Source organism: Buchnera aphidicola (Brachycaudus cardui), from assembly GCF_005081945.1.
GTDB classification, from domain to species: Bacteria; Pseudomonadota; Gammaproteobacteria; order Enterobacterales; family Enterobacteriaceae; genus Buchnera; species Buchnera aphidicola_AN.
In genome coordinates this window covers 506,398-520,615 of the sequence record NZ_CP034879.1, presented here as the reverse complement: position 1 = coordinate 520,615, position 14,218 = coordinate 506,398, and the positions used below count along the sequence as shown (strand labels likewise).

At 25.2% G+C, this 14,218-nt stretch carries 13 protein-coding genes, 1 tRNA gene and 1 pseudogene; 9 read left to right on the top strand and 6 right to left on the bottom strand.

What is annotated here, in order from left to right:
• The first annotated feature begins 3 nt into the window (after positions 1-3).
• The 4 genes from cyoB to cyoE are packed head-to-tail and all read left to right on the top strand — an operon-like array spanning position 4 to position 3,816.
• Entirely contained in the window at positions 4-2,001 is a 1,998-nt protein-coding gene (gene cyoB / locus D9V67_RS02425) for a cytochrome o ubiquinol oxidase subunit I (protein WP_158359781.1), read from the top strand.
• Entirely contained in the window at positions 1,998-2,615 is a 618-nt protein-coding gene (cyoC, locus tag D9V67_RS02420) for a cytochrome o ubiquinol oxidase subunit III (protein WP_158359779.1), read from the top strand. The genes cyoB and cyoC overlap by 4 nt, the downstream gene beginning before the upstream one ends.
• Positions 2,615-2,941: a cytochrome o ubiquinol oxidase subunit IV gene (gene cyoD / locus D9V67_RS02415; RefSeq protein WP_158359777.1), complete on the top strand. Its 327-nt coding sequence runs from the start codon at positions 2,615-2,617 to the stop codon at positions 2,939-2,941. Before cyoC ends, cyoD begins: the two co-directional genes overlap by 1 nt.
• A 17-nt stretch (positions 2,942-2,958) precedes the next feature.
• A complete protein-coding gene (gene cyoE, locus D9V67_RS02410; RefSeq protein WP_158359774.1) occupies positions 2,959-3,816 on the top strand; it encodes a heme o synthase in 858 nt (285 codons plus the stop codon).
• A gap of 22 nt (positions 3,817-3,838) precedes the next feature.
• On the opposite strand, the gene D9V67_RS02405 is transcribed toward cyoE, so the two are convergent.
• A complete protein-coding gene (locus D9V67_RS02405) occupies positions 3,839-4,183 on the bottom strand; it encodes a TusE/DsrC/DsvC family sulfur relay protein (RefSeq protein WP_158359772.1) in 345 nt (114 codons plus the stop codon).
• A 71-nt stretch (positions 4,184-4,254) separates the two neighbouring features.
• Here D9V67_RS02405 and D9V67_RS02400 point away from each other — a divergent pair, with 71 nt between their 5' ends.
• From D9V67_RS02400 to dxs, 3 genes are all read left to right on the top strand, one after another.
• Positions 4,255-5,433: an MFS transporter gene (locus D9V67_RS02400; protein ID WP_158359770.1), complete on the top strand. Its 1,179-nt coding sequence runs from the start codon at positions 4,255-4,257 to the stop codon at positions 5,431-5,433.
• Between the two features lie 84 nt (positions 5,434-5,517).
• Complete coding sequence (gene ispA, locus D9V67_RS02395; RefSeq protein WP_158359768.1) at positions 5,518-6,402, top strand: (2E,6E)-farnesyl diphosphate synthase; 885 nt, start codon at positions 5,518-5,520, stop codon at positions 6,400-6,402.
• Positions 6,403-6,421: 19 nt separating this feature from the next.
• Complete coding sequence (gene dxs, locus D9V67_RS02390; protein ID WP_158359766.1) at positions 6,422-8,248, top strand: 1-deoxy-D-xylulose-5-phosphate synthase; 1,827 nt, start codon at positions 6,422-6,424, stop codon at positions 8,246-8,248.
• A 38-nt stretch (positions 8,249-8,286) separates the two neighbouring features.
• Here the strand turns inward: dxs and nusB are convergent, their stop codons facing one another.
• From nusB to mltA, 5 genes and pseudogenes are all read right to left on the bottom strand, one after another.
• Positions 8,287-8,718 (bottom strand): transcription antitermination factor NusB, encoded by a 432-nt coding sequence (gene nusB / locus D9V67_RS02385; protein ID WP_158359764.1) that lies wholly within the window; start codon positions 8,716-8,718, stop codon positions 8,287-8,289.
• Between the two features lie 18 nt (positions 8,719-8,736).
• Positions 8,737-9,840: pseudogene (gene ribD, locus D9V67_RS03255) on the bottom strand (bifunctional diaminohydroxyphosphoribosylaminopyrimidine deaminase/5-amino-6-(5-phosphoribosylamino)uracil reductase RibD).
• Positions 9,841-9,880: 40 nt separating this feature from the next.
• Positions 9,881-10,855 (bottom strand): thiamine-phosphate kinase, encoded by a 975-nt coding sequence (gene thiL / locus D9V67_RS02370; RefSeq protein WP_158359760.1) that lies wholly within the window; start codon positions 10,853-10,855, stop codon positions 9,881-9,883.
• Positions 10,856-10,906: 51 nt separating this feature from the next.
• Entirely contained in the window at positions 10,907-11,383 is a 477-nt protein-coding gene (gene ribE / locus D9V67_RS02365) for a 6,7-dimethyl-8-ribityllumazine synthase (protein ID WP_158359758.1), read from the bottom strand.
• Between the two features lie 31 nt (positions 11,384-11,414).
• Positions 11,415-12,494: a murein transglycosylase A gene (mltA, locus tag D9V67_RS02360; RefSeq protein WP_158359755.1), complete on the bottom strand. Its 1,080-nt coding sequence runs from the start codon at positions 12,492-12,494 to the stop codon at positions 11,415-11,417.
• Between the two features lie 137 nt (positions 12,495-12,631).
• Here mltA and D9V67_RS02355 point away from each other — a divergent pair.
• Together D9V67_RS02355 and argA are read left to right on the top strand one after the other, a co-directional pair.
• Positions 12,632-12,708 (top strand) — tRNA-Met (locus D9V67_RS02355).
• Positions 12,709-12,880: 172 nt separating this feature from the next.
• Positions 12,881-14,212 carry an amino-acid N-acetyltransferase gene (argA, locus tag D9V67_RS02350; protein ID WP_158359753.1) on the top strand — a complete coding sequence of 444 codons (1,332 nt, stop codon included), beginning with the start codon at positions 12,881-12,883 and terminating at the stop codon, positions 14,210-14,212.
• The last annotated feature ends 6 nt before the right edge of the window (positions 14,213-14,218 follow it).

Below are 14,218 nucleotides of genomic sequence, written 5' to 3'. Positions count from 1 at the left end.
AAAATGTTTGGTAAATTAACATTTGACGTTATACCTTATCATGAACCAATTATAATGGTCACTTATATTGGTATTATTATTATTGCATTATCTCTTGTATCAGGTATTACGTATTATAAAAAATGGCAGTATTTATGGTCTGAATGGTTTACTACAGTAGACCATAAAAAAATATCAATCATGTATGGAATACTTGCATTTATTATGCTATTTCGTGGTTTTGTTGATGCGATGCTCATGCGTACACAACAAGTCATTGCATCATCTGGCTATAAAGGTTTTTTACCACCTCATCATTATGATCAAATATTTACAGCTCATGGTGTAATAATGATTTTTTTTGTAGCCATGCCATTAGTGATTGGTTTGATGAACTTAGTGGTACCACTTCAAATTGGATCGCGTGATGTTGCTTTTCCTTTTTTAAATAATTTAAGTTTTTGGTTAAATGTCAGTAGTGCTGTATTACTCACTTTATCTTTAGGAATCGGAGAATTTGCACAAACAGGTTGGTTAGCTTATCCTCCTTTATCCGGTATAGAATATAGTTCAGGTGTAGGAGTAGATTATTGGATTTGGAGTTTACAAATTTCTGGTATTGGTACAACATTAACAGGAATCAATTTTTTAGTGACAATTTTAAATATGAGAGCACCAGGTATGTCTTTGTTTAAAATGCCAGTTTTTACCTGGACTTCTTTATGTACTAATATTCTTATCGTTATTTCATTTCCAGTTTTAACTGTTACGCTCATATTATTAACTTTAGATCGTTATTTTAATTTTCATTTTTTTACTAACGATTTAGGTGGAAATGCAATGATGTATATTAATTTAATATGGATTTGGGGCCATCCAGAAGTATATATTTTAGTTCTTCCAGTTTTTGGAGTATTTTCAGAAATAGTAGCAACTTTTTCTCAAAAACGTTTATTTGGATATGTATCTTTAGTATGGGCAACATTGTCAATTACAATTTTATCTTTTATTGTATGGCTTCATCATTTTTTTACTATGGGTGCAGGAGCAAATATTAACGCTTTTTTTGGTATTACTACTATGATTATAGCTATTCCTACCGGAGTAAAAATTTTTAATTGGTTATTTACGATGTATCAAGGTCGTGTTCATATGCATTCTTCTTTGTTATGGACCTTAGGTTTTTTAGTAACTTTTTCTATCGGTGGAATGACAGGTGTATTACTATCAGTTCCTCCTGCTGATTTTATTTTACACAATAGTTTATTTTTAGTTGCGCATTTTCATAATGTTATTATTGGTGGAGTAGTTTTTGGATGTTTTGCTGGTATTAATTATTGGTTTCCTAAATTATTTGGGTTTAAATTAAATGAAAAATGGGGAAAGCGTTCTTTTTGGTTTTGGATTATAGGTTTTTTAATTGCTTTTTTACCTTTATATTTTTTAGGCCTCATGGGTATGACTCGTCGGTTAAGTCAAAATATTGATTCTGAATTTCATTTTTTATTGTGTATTGCAGCTATTGGAGCTTGTTTAATTGGAATTGGTATAATATGTCAAGTAATACAATTATTTATTTCAATAAGAGATCGTCAATATAATTTAGATTTAACTGGAGATCCTTGGAATGGTAGAACTTTAGAATGGTCTGTTTCTTCGCCTCCTCCAATATATAATTTTGCTATTATTCCTACAGTTAAAGATAGAGACCATTTTTGGCAAAGTAAAGAAAATAAAGATGTTTATCAAATAGAAAAAATAATTGATAATCTGGATTATTATGATATTCATATTCCTAAAAATACAGGATCAGGTTTTTTAATTAGTATTTTTGCATTATTTTTCGGTTTCTCAGCAGTATGGCATATTACTTGGCTATGTTTTGTATCTTTTTTTTCAATTATAATTATCTTAGTTATGAAAAGTATTGATGAAGATCATGAATATACTATGTCAGCAGAAGATATAAAAAACATTGAGTATCAGTATTGGAAAAATATTAAAAAAGCAGGTTTAAAATGATAGATCAAAAAAAAAATAATATATTATCAGACATTAATTTTACTATAGAAAAACAAAAGTTAAGAAATAACAAATTATTTGGTTTATGGATATATTTAATGAGTGATTGTATTATATTTGCAGTATTATTTGCTGTTTATGCTGTTATTTCTTCAAATATGTCAATTAATTTAATTAGTCATAAAATTTTTCATCTATCTTCTGTTTTATTAGAAACTTTTTTTTTATTATTAAGTTCTTTATCTTGTGGATTTATTGTTATAGGAATGAATAAAAAAGATATTAAGATGATTTATTCATATTTAATAATAACCTTTCTTTTGGGTTTTGCTTTTTTATTCATGGAAATAAATGAGTTTTATGAATTGATAGAACATGATTTTAGTCCTAATCAACATGCATTTTTTTCTATTTTCTTTACTCTTGTAGGTACTCATGGAATTCATATTTTTTTCGGCTTAATTTTAACATTATCGATTATTTATCAAATTACAAAATTAGGTTTAACTGATTCTGTTTGTACTCGAATATTATGTTTTAGTATGTTTTGGCATTTTTTAGATATTATATGGATTTGTGTATTTACTTTTGTTTATTTAAATGGAGTGCTTTGATGCAAAATGTTTTTATATTAAATTTTGATAAAGAAATTAAATCTTATTTATTAGGTTTTTTATTTTCTATAGTATTAACTATATTACCATTTTTATTAGTTATACAAAAAATATTTTCTAGCCAGACAAATTGTATAATTATTTTAATATGTGCTATTAGTCAAATTATTATTCATTTTTTATTTTTTTTGCATTTAAATATTAATACTATAGAAGGAAAATGGAATATCATAACGCTATTATTTGCATTAATAATAATTTTTATTATTATTTTCGGTTCTATATGGATTATGTTTAATTTAAATCATCACATGTTGCTATCTTAATTTAAGATATTTTATTTATGTTTAAATGTTATTTAGAAATCATTAAGCCGGGTATTATTATTGGTAATGTTATTTTAATTTCAGGTAGTTTTTTATTTGCATCAAGCAATATTACATTTAATCTTTTTTTGTTTTTATATACTATTTTTGGTACATCTTTGGTTATTGCTTCTGCTTGTGTTTTTAACAATTTAATTGATTGTGACATAGATAAAAAAATGAAGCGTACCAGTGAAAGAGTTTTATCAAAAAAATTGCTATCTCCTGCATCAGTATATATTTTTGCTATTTTTATAGGAGTTTTTGGTATATCTATATTAGGAATATTAGTAAATTATCTTACAATGATGTTATCAATTTTTGGTTTTTTTATTTATGTCTATATATATACATTATTATGTAAGCGTAGAACTATTTATTCAACATTTATTGGAAGTTTTTCAGGCTCTACTCCATCTATAATTGGTTATACGGCAGTTACTAATACTATAGATATATGTTCTATTTTATTATTTATTATTTTTATATTTTGGCAAATGTCTCATTTTTATGCTATTGCTATATTAAGAATTCAAGATTACAATAAAGCTAAAATTCCTGTATTTCCTGTTATTAAAGGTATTTTAAAAACAAAAAAACATATTTTTTATTATATAATAATATTTATTTTTTTTAGTTCATTATTAACATTTTTAAATTATTTAAGTTATTATTTTTTAATGTTATCTTCTATAATTAATTTTTATTGGCTAGTGTTAGCTTATTTAAATATAAAAAAAGATGACAATAAAAAGAATGCAAGTAAATTATTTTATTTTTCTATTGTCGTTGTTGTTTTATTTAATTTTTTGTTATCAATAGATTATTTATTTTAAAATTTTTTATAATTTTTCATATTTATAAACATCTTACAGGTTTTGGTATTCCTGCAATTTTACTAGCTTGTTGAGCAGGACCTTTAGGAAAAAGCTTAAATAAATAAATACTGTTACTTTTTGATTCTCCTATTTCTTCTTTAATACTTTGAATTATCATTCTCATAGATGGTGTTATGTTAAATTGAAAATAGAATTTTCTTACAAAAAATATTACTTTCCAGTGATCAGAATTTAAATTAATATTTTCTTTTTTTGCAATTTCTTGTGCTAATGAGATGTTCCAATCTTTATTTTTTTTTAAATATCCTTCTTTATCTTTTTCAATTTCATTGTATTTATATAAAAATTTATTTTTAGTATTCATTGTTTTTGAAAAATATGTTTTGAAATTAAATATGAAAATTTAATAAAATATTGAATATGGAAAATTATAAAATGAACTTTTTAGAATTACAAGTAACATTGAGTTTTTGTACAATTTTTTTATTACGTATGCTAGGTATGTTTATGATACTTCCTGTATTAAGTAAGTATGGTATGTTTTTAGAAGGTGGAAATAACTTTTTAATTGGTTTAGCAATAGGAATATATGGTGTTTCTCAAGTAATATTTCAAATTCCATTTGGCATTTTATCTGATACATTTAGTCGAAAAAAAATTATTATACTAGGTCTTTTAATATTTTTTATAGGTAATATTATTTCTGCTAATATTCATTCTATTTGGGGATTAATTATTGGTAGATTTTTACAAGGTGCAGGAGCTATTTCTGGTGTTTGTATGGCTTTTTTATCGGATTTAATTCGAGAAGAAAATCGTGTTAAATCTATTGCTTTTATAGGTATGAGTTTTGCTTTTTCTTTTTTAATAGCTGTAATTACTGGCCCTTTAATTGTACAATATTTTGGATTTTTTTCTCTTTTTTGGGTATCTGCCATTTTTTCTCTTTTGTGTATTATAATTGTTTTTTTTTCTTTACCCTGTTCAGAAAATTTTATAGTCAAAAAAAATAGAAGTACGTTAGATTATAAAGTATTAAAATTTATTTTCAATAAAGTTTTTATTAGATCTTATATTGGTATATTTTTTTTGCATTTTTTATTAATGATGAATTTTATGGTGATACCAAATAAATTAGAATTATCTGGTTTTTGTTTAAACAATCATTGGAAATTATATTTAATTACTATATTGATTTCTTTTTTATCTTTATTTTTCTTTATTGCTTATTGTAAATTAAAATATGTTTTAGAACATATTATTGAAATATGTATTATATTTCTTTTTTTTTCAGGTCTTGTTTTTATAGAATCAAAAAATAATTTATTATTAATGATAATTGCTTTACAAATATTTTTTATAGGTTTTAATTTTCTTGAAGTTTTTTTACCCTCTCATTTAAACAAACAAAAACTATATAATTATAAAGGTAGCATAATGAGTATTTATTCTACTAGTCAGTTTTTAGGTATATCATTTGGTGGTATTTTTAGTGGCTGGTTATGTAGTTTTTTAAGTGTAATAGAGATTTTTTTATTTGAAATTTTTATGATTGCTATATGGTTAATGTTTAGTATTTTTTGTAAAAAAAATATTTTTTCTTTAAAAAAATAAAATTTCATTTTTAATAACAAATTTAATATAATTTTATTATATTAAATATTTTATAAAATCGTTATTTTTTATAGGTATGCAAAAATGGATTTTTTTAATCAATATTATATTTATAAAAATCGTATAAATAAAAAATTATCTGATACATTAAATACATTGCCTTTTCAAGAATCTAATCTTTTGAAAGCTATGAGATATAGTATTTTTTCAGGTGGTAAAAGATTACGTGCATGTTTAGTATATACAACTGGAGATATATTTAAAGTAAATATGATAACACTCGATGTAATTTCTATAGCTATTGAGTGTATTCATGCTTATTCTTTGATTCATGATGATTTACCATGTATGGATAATGATGATTTTAGAAGAGGTAAAATTTCTTGTCATATAAAATATAATGAAAATATATCTTTACTTGCTGGTGATGCATTACAAAGTTTTGCATTTAATGTTTTATCAAAAAACTTTATGCCAGGTGTATGTGATACCAAACGTATTAAAATGATTTCTGAATTATCTAGTGCTATTGGTGCTTCTGGTATGTGTATGGGGCAAATGTTAGATTTAGAATCAGAAAAAAAAGAAGTTAGTTTATCTGAATTAGAATCTATTAATTTATATAAAACTACATTTTTAATACGTTCTTCTATCCGTTTAGCATATTTATCTTCAAATAATACTTCTAAATCTGTATTATCAATATTAGATTGTTTTTCAAATTCTATTGGATTAGCATTTCAAATTCAAGATGATATATTAGATTTTCACGATGACAATCTTAAAATTAATAATCATAGAATATTGAAAAAAAAAACTTATCCATCTATTGCAAGTTTAAATAAGTCAAAAAAAAAAATCAAAGAATTATATAAAAAAGCATTTCTTGCATTAAATATTTTAAAAAAAGATTTTAATATTAGTAAATTGGAACAATTAACACAATTTATAATTAAACGTATTGAGTAAATTTAATAATGAGTACCTGATGAATTTAAATTTGAAAAAATATCCAATGTTATCTTTAGCTGATTCAGTAGAAAAATTACGACTTTTATCTATTGATCAGTTACCTCAATTATGTATTGAATTACGTAAATATTTATTAGATACTGTAAATATTTCTAAAGGACATTTTGCTTCTGGATTAGGTGTTGTAGAAATAACTGTCGCTTTGCACTATGTCTATAATACACCATTTGATAATTTAGTATGGGATATAGGACATCAAGCATATCCTCATAAAATATTAACTGGACGAAGTAAAGATATAAAAAATATCAGAAGAAAAAATGGATTAAATCCTTTTCCCTGTAGAGAAGAAAGTGAATATGATGTATTAAGTGTAGGTCATTCTTCAACTTCAATTAGTGCAGGTTTAGGAATGTCTATTGGAGCTGAAAAAGAAGGTAAAAATAGAAATACTATTTGCATTATTGGTGATGGTGCAATGACTGCAGGCATGTCTTTTGAAGCAATGAATCATGCTGGAGAAATAAAATCTAATTTATTAGTGATACTAAATGATAATCAAATGTCCATTTCAAAAAATATAGGAGGACTAAATAATCATCTAAAATTTTTAAGAGAGATTCAATATGATAAAAAATACATCAAAAAAAATATCTTCTCTCAAAAAAAAACTTTTTATAAGCAGAGCAACATTAAAAATAGTTTATTTTCTTTTAATTCAATATTTGCTAACCTAGGTTTTATATATTTAGGTCCTTTTGATGGGCATAATATTTTTTCTATTATTAATGTATTAAAAAAAATAAAAAATAAAAAAGGTACTTATTTATTGCATCTTATTACAAAAAAAGGAAAAGGCTATCTTCCAGCAGAATTAGATCCTATAAAATGGCATTCTATATCTGCATCTCATACATTATCTTCGAAATGTATTAGTTATTCTGATGTTTTTGGTTCTTGGTTGTGTGAGATTGCTAAATGTGATAAAAAATTAATCGCTATTACTCCAGCGATGTGTGAAGGTTCTGGTATGGTAAAATTTTCTCGTCTTTTTCCTAATCAATATTTTGATGTTGCCATTGCTGAACAACACGCTGTTACTTTTGCTGCTGGTCTTGCAATTAGCGGTTATAAACCAGTTGTATCGATTTATTCCACATTTCTTCAACGAGCATATGATCAACTTATACATGATATTGCACTTCAAAAATTATCTGTTTTATTTGCAATTGATAGAGCAGGAATTGTTGGTTATGATGGAAAAACTCATCAAGGAATATTTGATTTAGCTTATTTAAGATGTATTCCTGGTATTATTATTATGACGCCTAGTGATGAAAATGAATGTCGACAAATGCTTTATACTGGTTATATGTATAACAAGGGTCCCAGTGCAGTAAGATATCCTAAAGACAACGGTATAGGTACATTATTAACACCAATGCATGAAATTCCCTTAGGAAAGTCACGTATAAAAAGAATAGGCAAAAAAATAGCTATTTTAAATTTTGGAACTTTATTAAAAAATGCTTTTTTTGCTGCAAATAATTTAAATGCAACATTGGTTGATATGCGTTTTGTCAAGCCTTTAGATCAATGTATGATTTTAAAATTATGTTCTAATCATCAGTTTTTTGTCACACTTGAAGAAGGTGTTATTTCTGGTGGAGCAGGAAGTGCTGTTAATGAATTGATTATGATGAAAAAAATTATTTTACCGGTTTTAAACATTGGATTACCAGATATATTTATTCCACAAGGAAGTCAAAAAGAAATTAGACATGATTATCAATTAGATAAAGAAGGTATTTATAAGACAATATTGTATTGGTTGCAGAAATAATGAAACATATTATTTGACAGATATTTTTGTAATACTTATTAAGTAATAGTATTTTTTTTATTGTATTTTATTTTAAATGCAGCTTTATCTAAAACACCGTTTATAAATTTATGACTATCTTCAGAACCAAATAATTTAGCTAGTTCAATACCCTCATTAATAGATACTTTATAAGGTATATCACTTCGCTTATATAATTCATAGAATGAAATTCGAAGAATAGCTTTTTCAATTTGACCTAACTCTTTTAATGATCTAAATAAGTAAGGTTTCATTAAGTTATCGATATTTTTACAATCACATGTAATTCCTATAATTAATTCATAAAAATATATGATATCAATATTTTTTTTATTTCTTTCTTTTAAGAATTGAATTGCACTTTCTTTGATATTATTATGAGATATTTCCCAAGAATATAGCATTTGTAAAGCACATGCACGAGCTTTTCGTCGACAAGATGGTTTCATAAATAAAATTTCTCTTGATTATATGATGGTTTTATTTTTTTTAGGAGATAATATTAATCTTATATCAGGTCCTATTTGACAAATATCTTGAAAATTAAATTCAAGTGAATCAATTAATTTTAGTTTATTATAAAGTATACATAATGGTTTTGCTTCATGTCCTAACATTTTAGGTGCGATATATATAATAAGTTCATCTATTAAATTTTGATTAAGTAGGAAACCAGATAAAGAACTTCCTGCTTCTATCCATACGTTATTAATTTGAGATTTTCCTAATAATTTTAAAAGTGAAAGCATGTTAATTTGTTTATCATGTTCTTTTCTTAGAATTTGGGTTATATGTTTAGGCCATAAATATTGATCGTATTTCAATCGTATCAACCAAATTTTTCCTTGAGTTTGAATAATTTTATGTAGTGGTGTAATACGATTTTGACTATCTATAATTACTCTTATAGGATGTTGAAATATTTTTTTTGGAAAAATAGATAATGTATGTTTATCAAATTCTTTGTATCGTACATTTAATAGAGAATTATCTGTTAAAATAGTAGAACTACTGCTTAGAATTACTGAACTTTTTGCTCGAAATTTTTGAACATCTTGTCGTGCATATTTTGAGGTAATCCATTTGCTTTCACCAGTTTTCATGGCTATTCTTCCATCAATTGACATTGCTAATTTAAGCTGTGTTCATGGTAAACCAGTTTTCATTCTTTTAAAAAAACCTTTATTATATTGTTTTGATTCTTTTGATAGTATACCTGTTACTACAGAAATACCGCATTTTCTTAAGTATGAAACTCCATTACCAGACACTTTAGGATTAGGATCTATATTAGATACTATAACACGATGTATACCTGCTTTAACAAGTGCATTACAGCAAGGAGGAGTTTTTCCAAAATAATTACATGGTTCAAGTGTTATATAAGCTGTTCCTCCTTTTGCCTTATCACCAGCCATTATTAATGCATTAATTTCTGCATGATTTTTTCCAGATTGTTCATGCCATCCTTCTCCAACAATAATATTATTATTTACTATTACACATCCTACATTAGGATTAGGTGAAGTAGTAAATTCACCTAATTTACTAATTTCTATTGCTCTTCTCATATAAAATATATCGTTCATTATTTAACCAAATATATATTTTTCAATTAAAATGATTGAATCCTCTTTTTTTTAAAAATATTTCTTTTTCATTATAGAATAAATGAAATCCTTGCTCAAGAGGTGTAATATATCCAATACATGTGCAATTTATTAAAAACTTTTTGAACATTATATCTAGTTTAGGAATATTTTTTTTTGATATTGTAAAACATAACTCATAATCTTCTCCTATATTTAATGCCCAATCTAAGTAATATTTTTTTTTAAAATTTTCTTTTAAAATAGAAGAAATTGGTAATTTATTGAGATTAATATTTGCTCCACATTGACTGTTGTTTAATATATGATTTAAATCTGCAATCAATCCATCTGATATATCAATTGCTGCACTAGCAATATTTTTAAGATTTATTCCCTCATAAATTCTAGGGATAGGATGAAGATGTTTTTTAATTAAATAATTCCGTATTTTTAAATCTTTTAGGAAAATTTTTTTTTGTAATAAAAAAAGACCAGCAGCGCTTTCACCAAGATGTCCAGTTACATAAATTAAATCTCCTATATTAGCGCTACTTCTTAGTAATGCGGTTTTTTCTTCTAATGTTCCATAAATACTCAAGGTTATACTCAAAGGGCCACGATTGGTATCTCCACCAATTAATTTAATATTATATTTATTCAACGTATCAAAAAAACTATCACTAAACTCTTTCAGCCACACACTATTAGATGTAGGCATTGTAATAGATAAGGTTGTCCATTTTGGATAAGCACCCATTGCAGCAAGATCACTAATATTTACTGCTACTGTTTTATAAGCGAGATCTTTAGGAGCGATATTTTTAAGAAAATGAGTACCTTCAACTAATGTATCTGTACTAATTGCAAGAACGTTATTATCTAGTATTTTTATTAAAGCACTATCATCTCCAATTCCTTTTTGTATTTCATTTGAATTTTTTCTTTGATGCCGTTGAAAATATTTAGAGATAATTTCAAATTCAGTATATTTCATAGTTTATGGTTAGATATTTAGAGATAAAACTTTAATATAAGATATTTAATATTATAGTATTTTTTTTAAGTCTTTCATAATATTAATCATTTCTAAAGCTGCTAAAGCTGCTTCAGAACCTTTATTGCCCATTTTTGCACCAGCTCTTTCAATAGATTGTTCAATACTGTTAGTAGTTAATATTCCTAATGTGATAGGTATAAAAAATTGCGTACTAATTCTTGCAAGATTACTAGTAGTATCGCTAGCAATATATTTAAAATGATCTGTTTTCCCTTTTATTATAGTGCCTATGACAATAATAGCATCATATTTACTAGAATTAGCAATATAACTTGCTACCACTGGTATTTCGTATGTTCCAGGAACATATATTTTTAAAATATTTTCTTTATTTACTTGTCCTATTCTTTTTAATATATCTAATGCTCCTGATAATAAATTTTTATTAATGAATTCATTAAATCGAGCTATAATTATAGCAATAGATGCATTTTTAGATATAATTCCTGATTGAATTGTGTTCATATTTTTTATATTGACTTATAGTTATAATTGTCTATTGCTTGTAATTTAATATCCAAGCGTATCCGTAGTGATTATAAAAACCAGCTAATATACTAGCTTTTTCACCAATACCTTCATAAATATCAAAATGCTGACCTTTAATTGCACCACCTACATCTAAAGCAATTACTAAACGCATTTCATATTTATTAATAAATATACCATATTTGTTAAGTAAAGGTATTTGTAATAAAATTACGCTACCATTTTTTACGATAGAATTATCTACTGCTACTGATGTTTTTTCTATTAATGGAACAGCACTTGCACCATATACTTGTTTTTTTGTAGTTTCCTTAAAAAAGACAAAAGATTTATTTTCTTCAAACAATTTTTTTATTTCTTTTATTGTATGCGTGTTACACCATTTCTTAATCGCTTGCATAGACATATTTTTTTTCTCTATTTCACCACGATTAATTAAAATTTGTCCGATACTTGTGTAGGGCCATCCATTGTTTCCTGAATAACTAAAAAAAGTCAATGGTTGATTATTGCCATAGTCTATAAATGCACTTCCTTGAATTTCCATAATAAAGTTATCAATTAAAGAATTACTATAAGCTAAAATATATTTTTTATCTAAAATTCCATTATATATTTCTTGTCTATTTGGTAAAAATTGATGTTTTTGAAAATTATAAGGTTTGGAGTATATTGGGTATATAAAGTTATCTTTTTGAGTTTTTCTAGCTTTTATTATAGGAGTATAATATCCACTTATTTTTATATTTCCATAGTTATCTACACCTTTCATTTGGAGTAAACTAATTCTAAATTTATAAAAATCATTTATATCAGATTTTTTTTTTAACCAATTTTCAAGAGCTTTATAAATATTTTGATTTTTATAATATAAACGTGGTGATGATGTTTTAATTTTTTTTATTTGAATTAAAAATGATTCTAAATTGATTATTTTGTTTTTTGTATCTATTTTTTCTATTTTTGTTAAATCATGTATTAGTTTTTTTTTATACTGTTGTCCTTTATGTATAGGTTTATTTTGGCAACCCATAGTAAATATAAAAAATAGACTTACAAATATTTTTGTTACTATTTTTTTTTTCATATTTTATTTTTAATATTATAAATAATTGAATTATAGATATTTAATGAATATTTTTTTTTACTTACATAAAAAATATTGAATTTTTTGAAAAAAGGTTGTGTTATTTCTCATAAAGGTGTATTATAAAAAATTACAGACGCGGGGTGGAGCAGTCTGGTAGCTCGTCGGGCTCATAACCCGAAGGTCGTTGGTTCAAATCCAGCCCCCGCAACCAATTATTAATCATCAATAATTTAAACTTTATTTTTTTAAATCCCATCTTTTTCCAAAAACCTTCCAATTTTTTATGTTAATTAACATTTTTTATTGATTTTATTTTTTAATATAATAGATATATATATAAAAAAATAATATATAGGTTGCAGTAAAAATGCAAGAGGATTGTCATGAAAGAACGTACTACTGAATTAGTTCAGTGTTTCCGTCACAGCGTTCCTTACATTAATGCTCATCGAGGAAAAACATTTGTAATAATGTTAGGTGGCGAAGCAATTAAATATGGAAATTTTTCTGGTATTATTAATGATATAGGATTATTACATAGCCTAGGAATTCGTTTAGTTGTTATATACGGCTCTTGTCCTCAAATTAATGCTAGTTTAAATGAAAAGAATATTAAAATTATATATCATAAATATACACGAATTACTGATTTAGTTTCTTTAGAGCAAGTAAAAAAAGCTGCAGGAAGATTACAGCTTGATATTACAGCACGTTTATCAATGAGTTTAAGTAATACTCCTCTACAGGGTGCTAATATTAATGTAGTCAGCGGTAATTTTATTATTGCACAACCACTAGGTGTAGACGACGGTATAGATTATTGTCATAGTGGTAGAATTAGAAGGATTGATAAAAGAGCGATTGATTGTCAATTAAAAAATGGAGCTATAGTTTTAATTGGTCCAGTAGCAGTATCTGTAACAGGAGAAAGTTTTAATTTAACTTCTGAAGAAATAGCAACTCAAGTCAGTATTGAATTAAAAGCAGAGAAAATGATTGGTTTTTGTAGTAAACAAGGAGTTATTAATGATGAAGGTAAAATTATTTCTGAATTACTTCCCGATGATATTAAATATAAAATCAATAAATTAGAAAAAAAAGGTGATTATATCTCTTCAACTGTTCGTTTTTTAAGAGGTGCAATAAAAGCTTGTAAAAGAGGAGTAAATCGTAGTCATTTAATTAGCTACCATAAAAATGGAGCTTTACTACAAGAATTATTTTCTCGTGATGGAATTGGTACACAGATGGTTATGGAATCCGCAGAAAAAATAAGACGAGCTAGTATTAATGATATTGGGGGAATATTAGAATTAATTCGACCTTTAGAAAAAAAAGGTATTTTAGTTCGTAGATCTAGAGAACAATTAGAAATTGAAGTTGATAAATTTACTATTATTGAACGTGATAATTTAACAATTGCTTGTGCAGCATTGTATCCTTTTTTAAAAGAACAAATAGGAGAAATGGCTTGTGTAGCTGTTCATCCTGATTATCGAAATTCTTCTAGAGGAGATTTATTACTAAAGAAAATAAAAATTCATGCTCAAGAAATGAATTTAAAAAAAATTTTTGTATTAACGACTAAAAGTATTCATTGGTTTCAAGAAAGAGGTTTTATATTAGTTGATGTTGATATGTTACCTGAAAGTAAAAAGAAAATGTACAATTATCAACGTCGTTCTAAAATATTAATGATTGATGTATTTGGATAAATTACA